Below are 21,858 nucleotides of genomic sequence, written 5' to 3'. Positions count from 1 at the left end.
TTTTATAAGATGGCAAAACCATTAAAAATACTTATAGTTGAAGACCAGTTTGTTGAGGCAAATCATTTACGGTTAATGCTGAAAAAAGCCGGACACTCTGTTATTGGAATGGCAAGATCTGTTCCTGATGCTAAATACTATATTTCAGAACAGAGGCCGGAATTGGTTTTACTGGATATTTTCCTGTCGGGAAAAGAAACCGGGATTGACCTTGCCGAAATGCTTAAAGACGAAAATATTCCTTTTATTTATCTTTCTGCCAACTCTAACGAAGAAGTTCTAAGTAAAGCTAAACTAACTCATCCTCAAGGTTTTTTGGTTAAACCTTTTAGGGAAAAAGATTTGTTGGTAACAATTGAAATTGCAGAATATCATCAGCAGTTTGGAATAGAATCTTCCATTAGAAAAGAGCATTTGTTTCAAAAACAATTAAAAAATATAGTAACAAAAAGCGGCACTTGGGACGACAGGGTTCTTAATATCGTTACTGCTCTACAATCTCTTATTTCTTTTGATCTTGTAATGGCTGTTTTTTATATGGAAAACAAATTGTCCAGTAAACTTTTGGGATATGCAAGAACAGGTTTGCATGAATATCAACGAATTGGAATTGAGGAGTTACAAAATATCACTGCCTTAAAAGTATCTGAGATTACGGACATACAAAATAAAAGCAAAGTTGAAACGAATGCCATATTCTATAATGGAGAGGATTTTATAAAAATATGTGAAAAAACCCCTATCAAAAAACTGATGGCAACTTCAATGAATATGAAATCGAATCTTATGCTGCCAGTTCCTTTGGCATTGTCCGGAAATGGAGGACTATACTTATCTTTTTTCAGCAGGCAGGCAGACAATTACAATAAAAATCATTTAACGCTCTGCGAAAGACTTCAGGAACCTTTAATTTTTGCAATTGAAAATTTGATCAGTCACGACAAAAAATTGGATAAAAAAAAGAATTATTCTGAAAAACCTGTAACCACTAAGAACAAGGATTTAGGATTTGAATCAATTGTTGGTAAAAGTCCGGCTTTGCTAAAAATATTTGACCATATATTACAAGTTGCTCCCGCTGATACAACGGTTTTAATTACCGGGGAAAGCGGTACAGGAAAAGAGAGTATTGCCCATAGCATTAAGGAACTTTCAAATAGAAAAAATCAGCCGTTTGTAAAAATTAATTGTTCAGCCCTTCCGCCAAGCCTTATAGAATCGGAGTTATTCGGACATGAAAAAGGGGCTTTTACAGGTGCAGCAGAAAGACGAATTGGTAAATTTGAACAAGCAAATAACGGCACTTTATTTTTGGATGAAATTGGTGACATGCCATTAGAAATGCAGGCAAAACTACTGCGGGCAATTCAGGAAAAAGAAATTGAACGTGTTGGAGGAAATGACTCAATAAAAGTTAATGTACGGATTATTGCCGCTACCAATTGTAATCTTGAAAAAGAAATTGCTGACGGGCGTTTTAGATTAGATCTCTATTACAGGCTAAATGTATTTCCGATTCAGCTGCCTCCTTTAAGAGAGCGTAAAGAAGATATTGGACTTCTTGCCCGTCATTTTATTGCTGTCTATAGTTCTAAAACGGGAAAAAATGTGACCGAAATAGCAGAAAGTGCTTTAAAAAGTCTTTTATCATATCAATGGCCAGGAAATATTCGGGAATTGGAGAACCTTATTGAAAGAAGTATTCTTTTGGCAAAAACAAATACGATTGAGCATATTCCGCTTCCGGCTTTTGATGAAGCTAAAATAAATACCAAGTCAAATGACTGGTACTTTAAAACTATTCAGGAAAATGAAAGGGAACATATTATTAATGTGCTTGAAAAATGCAACGGAAGAATCAGAGGTGCCGGCGGCGCATCAGAAATCTTAGGACTTCCACCAACTACGCTCGCTTCTAGAATGCAAAAACTGGGTATAAAGAGAAGTCATTTTTAATTGTTATGGTTAGTTGTTAATTATTAATTATTAATTGATTTATTTATTATGGAAAAAGGATATAATATCTATGTTCATTTATAATTAATAATTAACCATTAATAATTACACAAACGATATTAAGTTGCTCTATTTTCGTTTTACGACGATATATGGTTGGCTTAAAATTACGTAAATAATATAACTGTTTGATTATTAGTTATTTATTTAAACGGTTCGGTTTTCGTTTACACTTTGGCATAACATTAAAACGTGTATTATGCTAACTGAAAACCCTACCACAATACTTTTTATTACAGGTGCATTTGTAAGCAATAAATGCTGGAATGACTGGAAAGTCTTTTTTGAAAACAAAGGTTTTAAGACGCTGGCACCGGCATGGCCTTACAAAGATGCTCCTGTAGATGTTTTACGTTCCCGACATCCAGACCCGCAGATTGCCAGTCTGCGCTTAACTCAGCTAATAGATCATTTTGAGAACATAGCCAAAAATCTTCCTCAAAAACCTATTATAATCGGGCATTCTATTGGCGGACTTATAGCACAGATACTTTTACAGCGTAATTTGGCATCAGCAGCAATTGCCATACATTCAGTTCCGCCTCAGGGAATTATGACATTTAAGTTTTCATTTTTGAAAGCCGGTTGGGGTCCGCTTGGTTTTTTTACTTCTGCTAAAAAAACTTTTTTAATGAGTTTTAGCCAATGGCAATATGCCTTTACTAACGGAATGCCCGAAGAATGGCAGGAAAAAGCTTATTGCGATTATCTTATTCCTGAATCTAAATTAATCGTTCGTGACACCATAACTTCAGCAGCAAAGGTAGATTTTAATGCTCCTCACAATCCATTATTACTAATTGCAGGATCAACGGATCATACTATTCCGGAGTCACTCAATTATTCCAACTATAAAAAATATACGCACAAAAAGTCTATTACCGATTTCAAGGTTTTTCCCGAAAGAAATCACTTCGTTTTAAATCAGCCCGGATGGCAGGAAATCGCAGTCTTTATAGAAGACTGGATAGCAAAACTGCCTGCATAAAAATAATAAACAACCTGTGTAATTATTTTAACACATAGAAACATAGAATAATTGAACCCAAAAAAGGCGTTTCACTTGCTTAACAAATATAGTTAGCTCTATGTGTGAGAAACGAGTTTCTTTTTGATTTCCTTTTTTCAAAAGCATAAAATCTATGTTTCTATGTGTTTAATAAAATTTTTACCGCATTCAAAACCAACAAGTAATAAAAAATGATCAATAACCAATTAATATTTTAAATTATGAAAACAAATTTATTAAAAACTACTTTTTTAAACGTAAAAAGTAAAACAGTCCAATTTTTAACCGTTGCACTTTTACTGCTGGTTTTAATATCCTGTAATAAAAAAACTGAAGAAACTCCCGTTACAGAAACAACACCTGCAGCATCTTCAGAAACAACTGAAACTGCGCCTGCAAATCCGCCAGCCAATTTTAAACATGAGTATGCAGAAGTAAATGGAGTAAAAATTCATTACGTGATTGGAGGTAAAGGAGATCCTCTTGTATTAGTGCATGGTTTTGGACAAAACTGGTACATGTGGAACCGTCTTTTACCGGAACTTTCAAAACATTTTACCGTTATTGCTCCAGACTTAAGAGGTGTGGGAGAATCTGATAAACCAGAAGGAGGTTATGACAAAAAAAACATGGCGAAAGATATTCATGAACTGGTAAAAAAATTAGGCTACGACAATATCAATCTGGCAGGACATGATATCGGACTTATGGTAGCGTATGCTTATGCAGCACAATATGGAAGCGAAGTTAAAAAGATAGCTTTAATGGATGCCCTTCTTCCTGGTATAGAACCTGTTTGGTCACAAGTTTCAGCTTCTGCCTGGTGGTTTGGATTTTTTGCATGGCCGGCTTCGGGAGATATTGTTAAAGGAAAAGAGAAAGAGTTTTTGACGAATTTCTGGCCAATGGTTGGACACGTAAAAGATCCTTTTACACCAGAAGAAACAGCAGAATTCGTGAGAGCGTATGCAGTAAAAGATGGTGCAAAATCTACTTTTAAATGGTTTGGAGCATTTCCGCAGGACGGAAAAGACAATTTGGTTTTAGCAAAAACAAAACTTAAAATGCCTTTGCTTGCTATGGGCGGAGAATATTTTGCGGCAGCCTTCTTAAAAGAGCATTCAAAATTAGTTGCCGAAAATGTAACCGAATCTAAAATTGCAGGTTCAGGACACTGGCTGGTTCAGGAAAATACGGCTCAGGTTCAAAAAGATTTATTGGCTTTTTTCCTTGCTAAATAAAACAAATAAATAATTGAATATGACTATTTGTGATTAATACTAATTGATAAAATTAACCCGTTGCGTATATTTTTTTAAACAAATAGAAACATAGAATAATTGAACCCAAAAAAGACGTTTTACTTGCATTAACAAACAAGCTAAGCTATGTGTTAAGAAACGAGTTTCTTTTTGATTTCCTTTTTTTAAGATTATAAATTCTATGTTTCTATGTGTTTAATATTACACCAACGGGTTAAAATCAGTGGCAAAAAAAGATTGCAAATTATCAGACAATTAAATCAAACATGATGAAACAATTATTTATAATACTATTATTTTTCTTTGGTCTGTTGGCGCAGTCTCAGGAAAAGGCAGATTTGATTCTGTATAACGGAAAAATTGCCACGATGCAAAAATCAGGCGAGTTTGTTCAGGCGTTGGCGATAAAAGACGGAATTATTCTGGAAACAGGAACTTCAAAAAGTATTTTAGAAACCTACAAAACTGCAGCAACTAAGGTTATTGATGCAAAAGGAAAAACGGTAATTCCGGGTTTAAACGACAGCCATATTCATGTCATTCGCGAAGGGTTGAATTATAACTCAGAATTGCGTTGGGATGGCGTAAAAACGCTAAAAAGAGCCATGGAAATGCTGAAAGAACAAGCAGCCAGAACTCCGCCCGGCGTTTGGATCAAAGTGATTGGAGGCTGGAACGAATATGGTTTTGAAGAAAAAAGACAGCCAACCATTGAGGAAATAAACGCCGCCGTTCCTGACAAACCTGTTTTTATAACTTATTTGTACGGTAAAGCCTTTTTAAACAAAAAAGGAATCGAAGTTTTGGGTTATACGAAAGATACTCATTATGAAGGAAGTGTTCTCGAACAAGATAAAAACGGAAACCTAACTGGATTAATGTTTGCCAAAGAAACACCAAAAGCCATTTATACCACTTTGGGATTAACGACAAAATTAACTCCCGAAGAAAGAATCAACAGTTCGCTTCAGTTTAATCGCGAATTAAATCGTTTCGGATTAACGTCAGTAATTGATGCAGCGGGTGGATCACAAAACTTTCCATCCGATTATGCGACTTCTATGGATTTGGCCAAACAAGGAAAACTGAATCTTAGAATTTCTTATTATTTATTTGCACAGCAAAAAGGAAAAGAACTTCAGGATTATGAAAAATGGGTGGCAGAAACGGTAATCAATAAAAACGATAATCTTTTAACAGCCAATGGTTACACTGAAGAAGGTGCGGGAGAAAATATTGTGGCTTCGGCGGCAGATTTTGAAAACTTTTTAGAACCAAGAATTGTTCTTTCTGATGAAATGGAAAAAGATCTGGAACCGATTATTCGTTTATTGGTTAAAAACAGATGGCCTTTTCGATTGCATGCCACTTACGGTGAATCGATTGACAGAATGCTGAATGTTTTTGAAAAAGTAAATAAGGAAATTCCGTTTAACGGCTTGCGTTGGTTTTTTGATCATGCCGAAACGATTACGCCTCAGGAATTAGAAAGAGTAAAAGCACTTAATGGCGGAATCGCAGTACAATTCAGAATGTATTTTCAGGGAGAATTGTATGAGAAAATGTATGGTGCTCCAAAAACACAATTACCTCCAATTAAAAAGATGCTCGAAATGGGAATTCCGGTAGGAATGGGAACAGATGCAACACGTATTTCAACTTATAATCCGTGGATGGCGCTGCATTGGCTCATTACAGGAAAAACATTAGGAGGCATGCAGTTCTGGCCAAAAGAGCAGATTTTGGATAAGTTTACCGCACTTCAATTGTATTCTTCAGGAAGCGCCTGGTTTTCGGGTGAAGAAAAAGAAAAAGGAAAACTGATAAAAGGAATGTATGCCGATATGTCAATTTTATCCGAAGATTATTTTACAGTTTCAACCGATAAAGTTCGAAATATCGAGTCGGATTTGACTATTGTAAACGGAAAAGTAGTATACGGTGCAAGAGATTTTAAAGCACTTGATCCTGAAATCGCTCCGGTAATTCCGGATTGGTCGCCAGTAAAATATTTCGGCGGATATACTAAAAAACTTTAATACCAAATAAAATTCGTTGCATGTGATTGGTTTAAACACATAGAGACATAGATTTTTTTTAAATTAAAAATGGAGAATTAAAAATTAAAAACATTTAGAATTCGCACAAATATGTTTGTTTAAATAAGTGAAACGCCTTTTTTTAAGGTTGCAAAATCTATGTTTCTATGTGTTTAAATAACAGCCAAAGATTAAAGAATTAAATAGATTGAAAAAATCTGCCAAATCTGCTAAATCTGCTTGAAAAACTAACCAATTACATCGAATGAATTTAATCAAACAAAATCTATAAAATTCAGATCATGAAAATTCAAAAAATAATTTCGGGATTGACAATCATCATATTGTGTTTGTTAGCCAATACACAGGCTTATGCACAATTCCCAATGCCCAATCACGTACCCATTTGGGACGCCAACAAAGTGACTTTAAAATTGCATAAAATTTCAGAGAATGTTTATGCCGTATCTCCAAGTACAACCGAAACCGAAACCACAAAAGGAATTGCACAAGCAACTTCAGCAGGTTTTATTGTAGGTGACAAAGGAGTTTTGCTTATTGAAACCATGTTAAGCAAAGGATTGTACGATCAGCTTTATAAACTGATTCGATCTGTAACGCCAAAACCTATTGTTTACGCTATAAATACAAGTGATCACGGCGATCATTGTTTCGGGAATTATTTACTTCCAAAAGAAACTATTGTCATTCAAAACGAATTCTGCAAAGACAATCTGGCTAAGAATTACGACAATATCAAACAATTTATGATCATGCTTTTTGGTAAAGGAAGAGGAATTGAAGAAAGCGTGTATCGTCCCGCTGATATTACAATAGCCATCAACCAGACTATGAAAATTGATATGGGAAAAGGCAATATCGTAGAGGTAATCAATGTGGGAACAGCACAATCTCCAGCCGATCTTTTTGTGTATCTAAAATCATCTACGGGAAATGTTTTATGGGCAGGAAATCCTTTTATTGCCGAGAGTCCAACAATTCCGTGGTTGTTTGACGGGTATTTTCTGGAACCGGTTCAAAACCTGAACAAAATTTACAATATGATTTCTGATAAAGATATTGTCGTTCCCGGACACGGACGCATTACCAATAAAGCAGGAATTAAATATACGATTGATTACGTAACCGCGTTGCAGACCAATGTTGAAAATGCAGTTAAAAAAGGTTTGTCATTAGAAGAAACAAAAGCTACTGTAACCATGAAGGAATTTGACAAAGGTTATGAACTTTTTGATTGGCTGCATTTCAATTTTAATATTCCAAATGCTTATAAAGATATTAAGCAAAACGGGGTTAAATAATTAAAAATTGAGAATTAAAATTAAAAAAAAATAACCCTTTGGCAATGTCATTAAGTTAGGGAAAATCTATAATGCTATGGATAATAAATCTCTCTCACGGTAATGCTCAAACTTACTGTTTGTCATTTCGACAGAGGAGAAATCTTCGCGAGAAGCTCGACAAAGATTGGATTCTCGTTGCGGAGTTACTTGCGAAGATTTCTCCTCCGTCGAAATGACATAAAATGAGGAAAAAATGCAAAAAAACTTAACTTAATGAGATTGACAGTTGGGTGTAATGTTTTATGCGTTTAAAAATTAAAAATCAAATCATGAAATACAAGTTATTATTACTGGCTGTATTCTTTTCATTCTCTGGTTTTGCACAACAATATCCGGGTTTTAAATCACTCCGATTTGACGAAGATTATAGTGTTCTAAAAAACGATACGGTAAGTAACAATTGGTACAAAACAGTGAAATTCCTGCCTCTTTCTGCTTCGAGGGAAACGTATATCAGTTTTGGGGGCGATATACGATTTCAGTACTTCTATGCTAAAAATGAAAATTGGGGAGATGGCCCGCAGGATAACGATGGTTATGTTTTAGGAAGATATTTATTTCACGCCGATTTTCATGCCGGAAAATTTTTCAGAACTTTTGTTCAAATGCAAAGCAGTACGGCTGATGGTAGAATTGATCCGAGTCCGGTGGAACAAAACCCGCTTGAAGTACATCAGGCTTTTGCAGATTTCAATATTATAAACGAGGGCAGTAAAAGACTTATTTTAAGAGCAGGAAGGCAGGAACTCACTTACGGATCACAGCGTTTGGTTGCCGTTAGAGAAGGACCAAATAACAGGCAATCGTTTGACGGAATTAAAGCAATTGTATCCAGGCAAAATTTCACAACCGATTTGTTTTATACACATTACGTCGTAGCGCACGATGGTATTTTTGATGATGCATCGAACAAAGACCGACAATTATGGGGAAGTTATCTGGTGTTTAACAAAATACCAGTGATCAAAAACATTGATGTTTATTATTTAGGATATGAAAGAGCCAATGCCGCATTTAATGATGCATCGGGTAAAGAAAACCGACAATCTGTAGGAACAAGAATTTGGGGTAAAACAGAAAACTGGCGTTATGACGGAGAAGCTGTTTACCAATTTGGCAATGTTGCAGATAAAAACATTAGTGCCTGGACAGCTTCAATTAATGCCGGATATCGTTTTAATACGGTAAAATTTCGTCCGGAAATTGGTTTTAAGACCGAAGTAATTAGCGGAGACAAAAGGGCTGGCGATACAAGTCTGCAAACCTTTAATCCGCTTTTTCCAAGAGGCGCTTATTTTGGACTGGCTTCGGTAATCGGGCCATCGAATTTAATAGATTTTCATCCTTCATTGAGTTTTGAAATTTTACAAAATGTCGATTGGGTTATTGATTATGATATGTTTTGGAGATACAGCAGCAATGATGGAATCTATGCGCCAAATACAACATTGATTTATCCCGGAGATACAACCACAGAAAAGAAAATCGGAAACCAGTTAGAAAGCGAAATCATCTGGGAGCCGAATCAATATCTGTATTTCAGACTCGAAGCGACCTGGTTTCAGGCTAAAGATTATATCCAGGCATCCGGAACAGGTAAAAACATATTTTTTACAGGAATTACAATGCAGCTTCATTTTTAAGTTTAAAATTAAGTTGCATCAAAATAACTTTAAAAATAGTATTATGAAAAAAACTGTATTCAAACCAAGAATGAAAAGCATAAAACTAATAATAGCAATGCTATTGATTGGTTTTTCAGCACACGCGCAAGTCTATACTGATGAAGAAATCAAAACCAAAGAAACAGCAGAGAAGTTCTTTGGATATATTGGAGCAAAAGATCCAGAGAAAATTGCTTCTATGGTTTCAGAAAAAGTCGACTGGTATATTTTCGAATCGAAATATATGCCATGGACGGGACATCGATCTAAGAGAGAAGAAATCTCAGTATTATTCAAAACGCTCTTTAGTTATTTTGTTGATGGAAGCGAAAAACTAGACGCACAATCATTTTTAGTGCGAGGAAATGAAGTGGCTGTTTTTGGTTTTGTTGAAAGAACGGTCAAAAAAAATGACAAACATTTTAAAATGCCGCTGGCGATTCATATCACAGTAGAAAACAATCTGATCAGTAAATTTTCACTCTATGAGGAAACATTGATTATTGAAAAAGTACTTAAATAAAATATTACTAAATATAATTGGTTGAGTATAACAATTTTTTTAACACATAGAAACATAGATTTTGTAAGCTTAAAAAAAGGCGTTTCACTTGCATTAATACCAATAGCTATCGGGACTATGTGTGAGAAACTGGTTTCTTTTTGATTTCCTTTTTTCAAAACTATAAATCTATGTTTCTATGTGTTTAATTAAAATTTTATGCATTTAATAAACTAACTTAAAATAATAAGATTATGAAAAATGATAAAAAAACCTGGTTTATTACAGGAACTTCTCAGGGTATAGGCCTTGTATTGGTTAAACAATTATTAGCTCAAGGATTTAATGTTGTTGCCACTGCAAGAAATGTAGACTCGGTTAAAAAAGCGGTTGGGAGTTCATCTGATCAATTTTTGCCTTTGCAAGTGAACTTGATTAATGAAGAAAGTGTAAAAGAAGCTGTCAATTCAGCTATAGAACATTTTGGCGCCATAGATTATTTAGTTAATAATGCCGGTTATGGTTTAATAGGCGGCATAGAAGAAAGCTCAGATCTAGAAGTTCGTGCCAATTTTGATGTCAATGTTTTTGGTTTGCTTAATGTTACAAGAGCCGTATTACCTCATATGAGGGCAGAAAAATTCGGACATATTATTAATCTTTCATCTGTTTTTGGTTTAATTGCAGGTGGAGGCTGGGGAATTTACTGTGGTACTAAGTTTGCCGTTGAAGGCCTTTCTGAAGCACTTGCGCAGGAAGTGAAACCATTCGGAATTAATGTAACGATTATAGAACCAGGTTACGTGCGTACTAATTTCTTAAATACTTCTTCCTTAATCACATCGGCAAATCCTATTGAAGAGTATACAAGCATCCGCGAAGGCGTACGAGCGCATCAGAATGATATTCCGGGGAATCAACCTGGAGATCCGGAGAAAGTAGCCGAATTAATTATAAAAGTGACACAGAATGCAGAACCGCCGCTTCGTTTGCTTACAGGTTCAGATGCTTATGGATTTGCCAATTACAAGATTGATTCGTTGAAAAATGAAATTGAATTAAATAAGGAACTTACTTTTTCAACAGACTTCAAGTCATAATTTCATTCACAAACCAAAAATCAAAAGATATGAAAGACAGAAGAACATTTATTAAACAAGCAGGTCTTGCCGGCCTTGCGGGTTTAATACCAATAAACACATTGTCAGCAAGCGATTTTAAAGCAGACGAATTAACCAATAATGAAAATTCTGCCTCAAAATGGGCTGACGGATCGCGTTTGGTGGTATCAGTTTCGATGCAGTTTGAAGCGGGCGGACAGCCTATAAATTCAGAAAGTCCGTTTCCGCAAAACATGCAGAAAGGATTTGTAGATCTTCCCGGTGAAACCTGGTATCAATATGGGTATAAAGAAGGAATTCCGAGAATGCTGGACAATTGGGATAAATTCGGAATCAAAGTTACCTCGCACATGGTCGGTTCGGCAGTATTGAAAAATCCGGAACTTGCCAAAGAAATTGTACAAAGAGGACATGAAGCCGCCGCTCACGGAATGGACTGGGCAACGGAATATTCTATGCCGTATGAAACAGAAAAAAAGTTCATCAAAGATGGGGCAGATGCCATTAAAAAAGTAACCGGTTTTCAACCTGTAGGCTATAATGCCAATTGGTTAAGACGCGGCCCAAATACACTGGAAATTCTGCAGGAACTTGGCTTTAAATATCATATTGATGACTTAAGCCGCGATGAACCGTTTTTATTACAAGTAAAAGGAAAAGATTTTGCAGTTGTTCCATACACCATTCGCTGTAACGATATTGTGTTAATAGAAGGAAAAAATTTTAGTGCAGATCAGTTTGCGCGTCAGGTTATAATGGAATTTGACCAGCTTTACATTGAATCTGAAAAAAAGCGCAGACAAATGTCTATAAGTTTTCATGATCGAATAGGAGGGACACCGCAAATGGTTGCTGCTGCTACAGAAATCATCAGTTATATCCAAAAACATAAGGGAGTAAGTTTCAAACGAAAAGACGAAATTGCTCAAATGGCTTATCAGGACAAGAGCACCATAAGAGAATAAAACGATTACTATAAACAATACTACTATGAAGTATCAGAAATTATTTCAACAATATAATTTAAGTGGACATCTTTTAGAAAACCGTTTTTTAATGGCTCCTATGACGCGTTCAAGAGCTTCACAGCCGGGTGATATTCCAAATGCTTAATGGCTGAATATTATGCACAACGAAGTACAGCAGGTATTATAATTACCGAGGCAACTCAGGTTTCTCTGCAAGGGAAAGGATATGCTAAAACACCCGGAATTTATAGCGAACAGCAAATAGAAGGCTGGAAATTAATTACAAATGCAGTACATCAAAACGGAAGCAAAATATTTTTGCAATTGTGGCATGTGGGCAGAGTAAGCAGTTCAAAAGTAAATGGTTTACAACCAATAGCACCATCTGCATTAATAGCTCAAAATACCAGTGTTTACATTTTTGACGGCGCTCCAAATGGGGATGCCACTTTTGTTCCGGTTGAAGAACCAAGAGAAATGAATAAAACCGATATCGATACTGTAATTAAAGAATTTGTACAAGGTGCAAAAAATGCAATCGAGGCCGGATTTGACGGAGTTGAAATTCACGGAGCAAATGGGTATTTAATAGATCAGTTTTTACGAAGCAATAGCAATACAAGAACGGATGAATATGGCGGAAGTAAGGAAAACAGGATTCGTTTGCTGATTGAAATTTCAAAAGCGGTAGCCCATGCAGTCGGAAAAGAAAAAACCGGAATAAGATTATCGCCATTTATCAGTTTTAAGGATATGAATGATCCTGAGATTTTGCAAACGATAATGCTTGCAGCAAAAGAATTAAACAAACTTGATGTAGCTTATATTCATCTCTGTGAGGCCGATTGGGATGATGCACCTCAAATTCCAATAGATTTTAGAACAGAACTCCGCTCAAATTTTAAAAATACCATTATCGCAACAGGTAATAAAACGCCCGAAGAAGCGGAGAAATTACTTCAGGAAAACCTGGTTGATTTAGTTGGCTTTGGAAGACATTTTTTAACCAATCCTGATTATCCTGCCAGAGTAAAACAAAATTTGAGTTTAAATGAAATTTCAGATAATCACACCTTATTTGGTGGCGGTACAGCGCGAGGTTATACCGATTATTCTTTTATGAAGTAGCTTTAAGCTTTATTATTAATTCAGAATTTCATGTAAACGCCTATTAAAACATTTAATGGGCGTTTTTCTTTTTTGAATTCATTTTTTATTTTTTAATACTTGTGTTAGCGTGTCTGATCATTTTTTTTCTAACACATGGATTACTTTATTTTTGGTATCCCATATCGTAATGTACTCTGATAAAAAAGCATGGTCAAGAGTTAGTGTGTTTTTTTCTGTTATTTCCAAAGGCTTATGTGCTGGACTCGAATCTTCTTTTTCCATTCCATAAAGGTTCACCGTTAAACGATCATTAATTTTAATGTTAGACCAATTGTAGAATGAACCGGGTTCTTCATTAAAATTTTCGATATCGCCTTCTTTTTTCAATTTTTCAAAATACGAATCCTCTATTATAAAAGTACCTTTTCCGCCCGCTGTATCAAAAGTTACTAAAAGATCGGTTCCTTTATTTTTTATTTTGATCATGGGATGATTGTCTAATTTTCGTGTAAAGTAGGGAAGCGAGGTAATGTAATTTTTATGTTTTTTGATGTCTTTCCAGTTCTCAGTATTTTCTTTTTGCTTGTAGAAAGTAAGTTCATTTCTTAAATAATCTATCTTCATGTCATAGCCTCTAAAAAAATCAAAACCAATTTGACCAATAACAGTAGGGGAAATCTGCTCCAGAAAATCGAAATTATTACCTTTTATATTGGTTAAAGCTTTATATTCATTAGTTCCAACCTTGACCTGCTCAATTAACGGATATTCAAGTACTTCATATTTTTGTCCGCTGGCCACAAATCCGGAACCTACTACTTTAGATTCAACTCCAACTGCTTTTTTAGAATGAACAGAAAAAGCTCTGCTGTTTCCCGTGTCAAACATCCAGCGACCTTTTACACCATTAATTTCACCATCAATAAAGGGCCAGTCATTAATAAGATCTACGGGTATTTTTACTATATCACCTTCTAAATAAATCCTTTTGTTTTCCTGAGCATAAATAGTACAAAAGGTACTGATAACGATGAAAAGCAATATTTTTAGTAGCTTCATATTTCTTTTGATTTCTTTTATTTCTTGGCTCTGCTATTGTATTTCAGCAGGCGATACTTTTTGTTTTGTGTTGTTTTACAGCCTTATTTTCCAATACAGAAATTAGCAGTCCAGTCTTTACTGGGATTGACAGATGTCGAGGTACAAAAGAGATACAAAATCTGAATAAAATATCGCAAAACAACAACAAACAAACTTTATTTTTTTAGTAGAATGTAGAATTTTGTTAAACTGTATTAGCATCTTTTTTAAGAACACATTAATCCAGTGGTTGAAACAAATTTATAAAATTATTTATAATAATATTGTTCTATTTTTTTATTCTTTAACGCTCAATTCGAAGCGCGGAGAAAGAGGGATTCGAACAAAACCGTCACATCCCGCTTTTATACTGCATTTCTAATATTTTTTCTGCTGTGCCACGAGTGTGTCACAAAACTAAAATTCTTTTTTTGTTTTAAGCTATAAAAAAATAAAAAAAATCCCTGTTTCTGAAGCAGGGATTTAATTTAAATAGATTTGAAACATTATTTACTACGTGATTAGTGAAACCACCGTCAAACACAACAATTCCATGCTACTGTTTTTCTTTTTAGTTTAAAATTGGAGTTGAATTTATGCCCAAAGTGTGGAAAAATAGCCAGAACATCTACAGCTAAACAATGCCGATTTTGTGGAAATGATTGGCACTAATTATATGATCGTTTGAGGATGGACGAGACTTATGTAAAATCCGGCAGTTAAATATAAAAGTATAAAAATCTATTCAAGTGTGTGTATAAGTATAAATACTGCTTTTTATACAAAAGCGCCAATTATATTTAATTGACGCCTTTGGTTATTGTGATACTTAATGGATAAATTACAGATCACTTTATGAAAGATTTAAACACGTTGTGACAGTACATGGATAATGAAATAATATATCATTTTATTGATTGATTCACTTGATGAATTAGCTTAACTTATGATTTCAGGCAATTAGCTATTGTTCACAATCATGCTGCCTTGATAATATATTTATAAAAAGTATTATCTATTGCCGCTTGAAGCTGTAATTTTTCCTAATTGTAATCTAAAATCGGGTTTTTTAGCATCGAATATGTCAACAAATGTTTCTCTATTGTCGCTTTTCGAAGAAACATTAAAAAACAAACTATTTCCATACCAGTGTTCCAAATCTTCATTGTTACTATTTCCTTCTGAAAGAATGTTTGCTTTACATAAATTGAAGGACATTTCTTCGAATTTAATTTTCTTTAAATTAGCATCATTGATTGCTGTTTTACCGTCTATTATAGCAGCAGGGTTAAATCCGGAAACTACACTGCGTTTCATTTCAAGAGAAGCGCCATCAGCAATGTAAATCGCTTCCTTTACAAGACCTGACTGAATATCAGCATTAATGTTTTCGCTGTCATTTAGAAATGTAATATTGGCTGCTGTAACATAAGTCGGTTTTTTGGTAAAATCGGTTTCATTTTTATTTTCGTATAATTTCACTTCTAAACAACGGGAACCATCTCTGTTGCTTGATAAATAAGAAGATCTCACTCCCAACGAATTATACAAACGACATTGAGCTCCCTGAGTGAATTTATAATCGTCGTTAATTGATTTATAGGAAACAAATTTTGTAGCATTTACATCTCCGCCATAAAAAGCAAATGAGTTACCTCCGCAATAGCTAACCATTATATTCTCTAAAATGGTGTGGCTTCCAATACCTGCAATTGTTAAACCATTGAATGCATCAGAACCTTTAACATTTTTTCCTGCAAATTCAATTCGTACAAATCGTAAAATTCCAGAATTTGATAAAGCGTTATCGCCTCCATAAGTAGCTAAAGAAGGATCAAGATCTAAATTATAAGAACCAATATTTCCAAATTTATTGATTGGAGCATCACCAAGAAGAACAATGCCTCCCCAGTCTCCGGCTTTTTTCTGGCTGCGGTTAGAGGTAAAAACAATTGGGTCAGTTTCCTGTCCGTCTGCCACAAGTTGAGCACCTTTTGTAATTACCAGCGTTCCTTTTGTTTCAAAATCGCCAATAATCAAAGTCCCGGGCTCTATTGTTAAAACAGCATTATTTGTCACGTAGACATTTCCTTGTAAAATATAAACATTCCTCTTCAGTAATTTAGTATTAACAGAAATGTTTCCGGCTAAAATTTGGTTAGGATCTCCATATTCTACTTTATGGGGCTTAAATTCAGACCAGTTGCTTAACCAGTTTGTGTATCCTATAATTCCTTTTTCTTGTTGTGCATTAACACTTGTAATCGTTAAAAGAACGCAGATTAATTGAGTAATTTTTTTCATGACAAGGAGGTATTATGTTAATTTAATTTATTTGAAATAGATTTACATAGTACTCGAAACTGTAATTTCGAATGCTGTAATTTTTTAATCGAAGATCATGCCGTTTTTAAAAAAACATTAAAAAATCTTTGATTAACAAAGAATGGCAAGAGTTGTTTTTAAATTTACTTGTTTTATATATTTTATTTTATAAAATAAAAGAGAAATTGCAAAAATCTTAATAGGTTAACAGCTCTCTAGAAAAGTTGATAGAGATGTAAATAGTTATGACGCTGAATTTGATATACAGTTGCAATACCATAAATTAAGCGGTTTTTTAAAATCTTAAATTGTACTAATTTAGTAAAATAAGGTACTCTTAAAGTGCTGTTTTCTGATGTTGTAGCACGATATTTTATTTTCTTTTTAACTATAGAAACATCCTCCTGTTTTTTATAATTGAATGCTTTGGATGAAAATACAGATTTTTCAGAAGACAAAGAGTTTTGTTGATCTTCGAAAATAAGTGGCTCAACACTATATTTACTAAATCCTGATGCACTAATAAAAGCGAGCAGGAATAATAAGATAACAGCTATGAACTTTAATTTTTTCATTTACACAATTGAGGATTATATTATCCGAAAAGAAGGAGTTACGTTTGTTATAACCCAAATATAATGATTTTAAAAAAGTAATCCATTCTTACTAGTAAATAAAAGATTGAAAAATGATGTTTAATAAAAAAAATCCCATTTGGAAGATGGGATTTAGAATTTAATTTTGGGATACTTATTACAATTTTTAAAGTTTGTTATAAAAGAAAAGGTTTATTCTATTCCTCCTCCTAAAGCCTTGTAAAGCATAATTTGTGCATTTACATTTTTTAATTGTATGTCTACGAAATCCAGTTGAGCCTGAAGTTTATTTTTTTGGGCACTAATTATTTCAAGATAATTGGCATAACCGCTTAGATATAAGTTATTAGAAACATCGACTGCTATTTCAAGATGTTCGATCTCTTTCGACTTATATTGTAAGATATCCTCAAAGGCTTCTGTTCTATTCAACAATGCACTGAGCTCATTGTAGGCAGTGGTGATCGTATTTTGATACTGCAGAAAATATATTTCCTGTCTTCTGTTAGCCGTAAAAAACTCATTTTTGATTTGTCCCTTATTAAAAACCGGCGCTGTTAGTCCGCCAAGCAATTGCCAGGCGAGTGATCCGCTATCAAAAAAAGTAGAAAAAGAAAAAGAATTAAGTCCGCCATAAGCCCCTAAATTGAGGCTTGGAAAAAAAGCGGCCCTTGCTGCCTTTGCATCCGCCTTTGATGCGTGCAATTCAAAATAAGCCTGAGCAACATCAGGTCTTTTATGAATAACAGAATCGACGCTTATTTTTTGGTTTAAAACTTCAAGATGTCCCGATATAAAATTAGTATTTCTCTCAATAGTACCTCCATACTCTCCAAGCAGGTTTAGAATTGCTTTTTCTGTCTGGTCAATTTTAAGGTTAAGCTGTGCTGCTTCTGCAAGAATGTTATTATTTTGAGCATTGAATTGCTGTACCGCCAGTTCCGTTGCTTTTCCTACTGATCTTTGTGCAGAAATAATATCGAGTGCACGATGTTGGGTATCGAGGTTTTCTTTGTAAATAACAGCCTGTTTATCCAGAGCGATTAGTTCATAATATAACTCCGCAATATCGCTGAGGAGCTTGGTCTGTAATAAACGAACGCCTTCTTTTGATGCAAAATATCTTTGAAGTGCCGCTTTTTTTCGGTTTTTCAGTTTTCCCCATATATCAGCTTCCCACGAAACTTTTGCACCCAAAAATAAATTGGGTGTTACATCAGTCGCAATTCTTTGTTTGTCGCTAATATTTTGCGAAAAATTGGTGTCAAAATTTCCAACACCGTCCATAGTGTATTTGCCATAATGCGTTCCTGAAATATCGGCTTGTAAATCAAGAGATGGCAAGAGTGCAAGCTTAGCGGCTTTTAGATGAGAGTTGGCAATCAGTATTCGCTGTTCCATAATTAAATAATCAGGATTCTGAGCCATGGCTTTATCTAATAGCTGTTGCAGCTTAGGGTCTTTAAAATAAGTTTCTACTTTTAGCGGAATGAAACTTTTAAGGCCTTCAGTTGTTTTTTTGCTTTTTAAATCAAAATTCTCAGGGAGTGCTTTCGGGGTTAAATTTTCATTAATTTTAGGAGCAGAGCAGGCCGTAAGCAGTGCAATGCTTCCGTAAATTATATATCGATTTATGATGTCTTTCATTTTAAATTTATTTTTTCAAAGATTTTTCAAGTTTTGCAAACAGGATATAAAGTCCGGGTATTATAATAAGTCCGAATACAGTCCCTATTAACATTCCTCCTGCAGCTGCAGTACCTATTGACCGGTTTCCGACAGCACCTGCTCCAGAAGCTATACACAATGGTATCAGTCCCGAAATAAAAGCAAAAGATGTCATTAGAATAGGCCTGAAGCGTAGCTTTGCGCCTTCAATGGCAGCTTGCGAAATATCACTTCCCAGTTTATTTTGAGCCATGGCAAACTCCACAATTAATATGGCATTTTTGGCTAGCAGTCCTATAAGCATGACCAGTGCGACCTGTGCATAAATGTTATTGTCCAGTCCAACCATTAACAGGGCGAGATAAGAACCAAAGACACCTACAGGCAGACTTAAAAGTACAGGGAAGGGAAGAAGTAAACTTTCATATTGCGCCGCAAGAAGTAAGTAAACAAACAAAATACATAATGCAAAGATGTATATCGTTTGGTTTCCCGAGAGAATTTCTTCACGAGTCATACCCGACCACTCAATTTCGAATCTGCCGGGCAGTTTTTCGGCAGCAATTTTTTCTACTGCGGCAATGGCTTCTCCAGAGCTGTAGCCTTCGGCAGGTTCACCATTTATCATGGCAGACATGTACATGTTATATCGGGTTAAAACTTCCGGACCGTACACTCGTTCAAGTCTAATAAAGGTAGAGAAAGGCACCATTTCTCCGGCATCATTTTTTAAATACATATCCAAAATACTCTCCGGATTTCTTCTAAATTGTGGACTCGCCTGTACCATTACTTTATACATTTGAGAAAAACGGATAAAATTTGTGGCATAAAAAGAACCTAACATGGTCTGTAATGTTGACATTGCATTATCGACAGAAATTCCTTTTTTAGCCGCAAGATCATAATCAATATGAATTAGATATTGAGGAAAAGTGGCGTCAAAACTAGTAAAAGAGTTTAGTATTTCGGGTGAAGCATTTAATTCCTTTATAAAGTTTTTGGTAACCTGATCGGTGTTGTTTATACTTCCTCCTGATTTGTCCAATAATCTCAGTTCAAATCCACTTGTATTACCAAAACCAGGAACAGTAGGCGGGGCAAAAATTTCGATCTGAGCATCAGAAATGTTCTTTGTTTTTTCGCTAAGCTGTGCTATGAATTCGGTTACCGATATATTGCGCTGCTTCCAGTCTTTCAGGTTAATCATTCCCATACCGTAAGAAGCTCCTGCTATTTCTGTCACAACACTGTATCCTGCAAGAGTAGTCACATTATCAACTCCATTAATTCCTTTTGCGAGGCGCGTAACTTCATCGAGTACTTTTTCTGTTCGTTCCACTGTTGCGCCCTGTGGCGTCGTAACGCTAACATAGATCATTCCCTGATCTTCAGAAGGTATGAATCCGGACGGAAGGAATTTGCTTGATCCCCAGGCAAAAAAGCAAAATAAAACAAGCAAACCTATCGTTACAGTAGTTCGGTCAGCAAATTTTGCCAGTATTCTGATGTATCCCGAAGTTACCTTGTCAAACCAGGCATTAAATCGACTAAAGAAACGATCCAAAAATGTTCTTTTTTCACGATCAGGATTATGTGGTTTTAATAATATGGCACATAATGCCGGGGTTAGGGTAAGGGCATTAATTCCTGAAATAACAATACTAATCGCCATAGTTAATGAAAACTGCCTGTAGAAAACCCCGACAGGACCGCTAAGGAAAGCTACGGGAATGAATACGGCACTCATTACAATTGTAATCGCAATAACGGCACCTGTAATTTCTTTCATCGCACTAATAGTTGCCGGTAAAGGAGCCATATGTTCTTCCGAGATTTTGACATGGACGGCCTCGACAACGACAATAGCATTATCGACTACAATTCCGATCGAAAGTACAAGTGCAAAAAGGGTAAGCAAATTAATGGAAAAGCCCATCATAGACATAAAAGTAAAGGAACCTATCAACGCTACAGGAACGGCAAGCACAGGTATTAAGGTTGATCGCCAGTCCTGAAGAAATATAAACACAACAAAAGCAACGAGAATAAAGGCTTCAATTAACGTTCTTAAAACTTCATCGATTGAGGCATCTAAAAAACGAGATACATCATAAGCAATATTGAACTCCATCCCCGGAGGAAAAGAACTCTTTTTCAATTCGGCCATCTTTTCTTTTACGCTGGCAATTACTTCAGATGCATTAGAGCCCGGACGCTGTTTTAGCATGATGGATGCTGATGGTTTTCCGTCTGTTTTTGAAACCATTCCGTAGCTCATCGAACCAAATTCAATTTTAGAAATATCTTTTAATCGTAAAATGGTTCCATCAGCATTGGCCCTAAGTGGAATTTCTTCATACTGTCCGGGTTCGAAGAATTTACCTCCATATTTAATTACATATTGAAGCTGATTGTCAAGCTGCCCCGATCCTTCGCCTACTTTACCGGGCGCTGCAGATATGTTTTGTTTTTGAAGTGAAGCAATAACTTCATTTGCAGAGATATTGTACGAAAGCATTTTTTGAGGATCTAGCCAGACTCTCATCGAATATTCCTTCTGTCCCATAATTTCAGCCCTTCCAACCCCGTCAATTCTTTTTAATTCCTGTAGAATATTAATGTCGGTAAAGTTGAAAATAAACTGCTCATCCTGCGATTTGTCAGTGCTGGTAATATTTAAATACATCAGCATACTGTTTACTTCTTTTTCGGTTGTAACTCCGGCGCGTATCACTTCTTCAGGAAGCTCATCAAGGATTGTAGTAACACGATTCTGTACATTTACTGCTGCCAGATCGGGATCAGTTCCCACTTCAAAAAATACCTGAATAAGCGTTAAACCGTCATTTGAAGTTACAGTTGACATATAAGTCATGCCCGGAACACCATTTATAGCACGCTCTAATGGCAACGCAACAGCATTTGCAGAAACTTCGGCATTTGCTCCTGTGTATTTTGCCGTTACGGTTACCGATGGCGGCACAATATCCGGAAATTGTGTTATAGGAAGCTGGAACAGTGCAAGTAAGCCCAACAGGACAATTATGACTGAAATGATTAAGGACAATATTTTCCTCTTGATAAATAATTCTATCATTGGTATGTTTTTTTCTAATTAATAATTTGATTGC

The 21,858-nt window shown here is 35.3% G+C and carries 16 protein-coding genes; 11 read left to right on the top strand and 5 right to left on the bottom strand.

The genetic code is table 11. The annotated features are described in order from the left end of the window. The first annotated feature begins 9 nt into the window (after positions 1-9). The 11 genes from SD960_RS11485 to SD960_RS11435 all read left to right on the top strand — a co-directional run bounded on the left by SD960_RS11485 (position 10) and on the right by SD960_RS11435 (position 13,073). Positions 10-1,956 carry a sigma 54-interacting response regulator gene (locus SD960_RS11485; RefSeq protein ID WP_318803188.1) on the top strand — a complete coding sequence of 649 codons (1,947 nt, stop codon included), beginning with the start codon at positions 10-12 and terminating at the stop codon, positions 1,954-1,956. A 259-nt stretch (positions 1,957-2,215) separates the two neighbouring features. After that, positions 2,216-3,004 (top strand): alpha/beta hydrolase, encoded by a 789-nt coding sequence (locus tag SD960_RS11480; RefSeq protein ID WP_318803187.1) that lies wholly within the window; start codon positions 2,216-2,218, stop codon positions 3,002-3,004. 242 nt (positions 3,005-3,246) lie between these two features. Beyond that, positions 3,247-4,266 carry an alpha/beta hydrolase gene (locus tag SD960_RS11475; protein ID WP_318803185.1) on the top strand — a complete coding sequence of 340 codons (1,020 nt, stop codon included), beginning with the start codon at positions 3,247-3,249 and terminating at the stop codon, positions 4,264-4,266. A 287-nt stretch (positions 4,267-4,553) separates the two neighbouring features. Continuing rightward, complete coding sequence (locus SD960_RS11470; protein ID WP_318803184.1) at positions 4,554-6,326, top strand: amidohydrolase; 1,773 nt, start codon at positions 4,554-4,556, stop codon at positions 6,324-6,326. Between the two features lie 302 nt (positions 6,327-6,628). Beyond that, on the top strand, positions 6,629-7,648 hold the full coding sequence (locus tag SD960_RS11465; RefSeq protein ID WP_318803183.1) for an MBL fold metallo-hydrolase: 1,020 nt from the start codon (positions 6,629-6,631) through the stop codon (positions 7,646-7,648). Between the two features lie 311 nt (positions 7,649-7,959). Continuing rightward, entirely contained in the window at positions 7,960-9,333 is a 1,374-nt protein-coding gene (locus SD960_RS11460) for an alginate export family protein (RefSeq protein WP_318803180.1), read from the top strand. Between the two features lie 43 nt (positions 9,334-9,376). Further along, positions 9,377-9,877, top strand: coding sequence for a nuclear transport factor 2 family protein (locus tag SD960_RS11455; RefSeq protein WP_318803178.1), 501 nt, complete (start codon positions 9,377-9,379; stop codon positions 9,875-9,877). A 233-nt stretch (positions 9,878-10,110) separates the two neighbouring features. Further along, positions 10,111-10,956, top strand: a complete 846-nt coding sequence (locus tag SD960_RS11450) for an oxidoreductase (RefSeq protein WP_318803177.1) — start codon at positions 10,111-10,113, stop codon at positions 10,954-10,956. Positions 10,957-10,985: 29 nt separating this feature from the next. After that, positions 10,986-11,942: a polysaccharide deacetylase family protein gene (locus SD960_RS11445; protein ID WP_318803176.1), complete on the top strand. Its 957-nt coding sequence runs from the start codon at positions 10,986-10,988 to the stop codon at positions 11,940-11,942. A gap of 25 nt (positions 11,943-11,967) precedes the next feature. Beyond that, positions 11,968-12,090 (top strand): hypothetical protein, encoded by a 123-nt coding sequence (locus SD960_RS11440; RefSeq protein ID WP_318803174.1) that lies wholly within the window; start codon positions 11,968-11,970, stop codon positions 12,088-12,090. After that, the gene (locus tag SD960_RS11435; protein WP_318803172.1) at positions 12,090-13,073 is read left to right on the top strand and encodes an alkene reductase; all 984 of its coding nucleotides are present in this window, start codon (positions 12,090-12,092) and stop codon (positions 13,071-13,073) included. The genes SD960_RS11440 and SD960_RS11435 overlap by 1 nt, the downstream gene beginning before the upstream one ends. A 117-nt stretch (positions 13,074-13,190) precedes the next feature. On the opposite strand, the gene SD960_RS11430 is transcribed toward SD960_RS11435, so the two are convergent. From SD960_RS11430 to SD960_RS11410, 5 genes are all read right to left on the bottom strand, one after another. Continuing rightward, complete coding sequence (locus SD960_RS11430) at positions 13,191-14,114, bottom strand: hypothetical protein (RefSeq protein ID WP_318803170.1); 924 nt, start codon at positions 14,112-14,114, stop codon at positions 13,191-13,193. A 1,032-nt stretch (positions 14,115-15,146) separates the two neighbouring features. Continuing rightward, positions 15,147-16,439 carry a hypothetical protein gene (locus tag SD960_RS11425; protein WP_318803168.1) on the bottom strand — a complete coding sequence of 431 codons (1,293 nt, stop codon included), beginning with the start codon at positions 16,437-16,439 and terminating at the stop codon, positions 15,147-15,149. A gap of 236 nt (positions 16,440-16,675) precedes the next feature. Then, a complete protein-coding gene (locus tag SD960_RS11420) occupies positions 16,676-17,035 on the bottom strand; it encodes a hypothetical protein (protein WP_318803166.1) in 360 nt (119 codons plus the stop codon). A 213-nt stretch (positions 17,036-17,248) separates the two neighbouring features. After that, entirely contained in the window at positions 17,249-18,703 is a 1,455-nt protein-coding gene (locus SD960_RS11415) for a TolC family protein (protein WP_318803164.1), read from the bottom strand. A 7-nt stretch (positions 18,704-18,710) separates the two neighbouring features. Next, on the bottom strand, positions 18,711-21,824 hold the full coding sequence (locus SD960_RS11410; RefSeq protein WP_318803163.1) for an efflux RND transporter permease subunit: 3,114 nt from the start codon (positions 21,822-21,824) through the stop codon (positions 18,711-18,713). Positions 21,825-21,858 lie beyond the last annotated feature (34 nt).

Origin of the sequence: Flavobacterium sp. MMLR14_040, assembly GCF_033657265.1 — a bacterium.
In the GTDB taxonomy this organism is placed as follows: Bacteria; Bacteroidota; Bacteroidia; order Flavobacteriales; family Flavobacteriaceae; genus Flavobacterium.
Note: the sequence above shows the minus strand (reverse complement) of the source record. Positions and strands in the feature narration are given on the sequence as shown.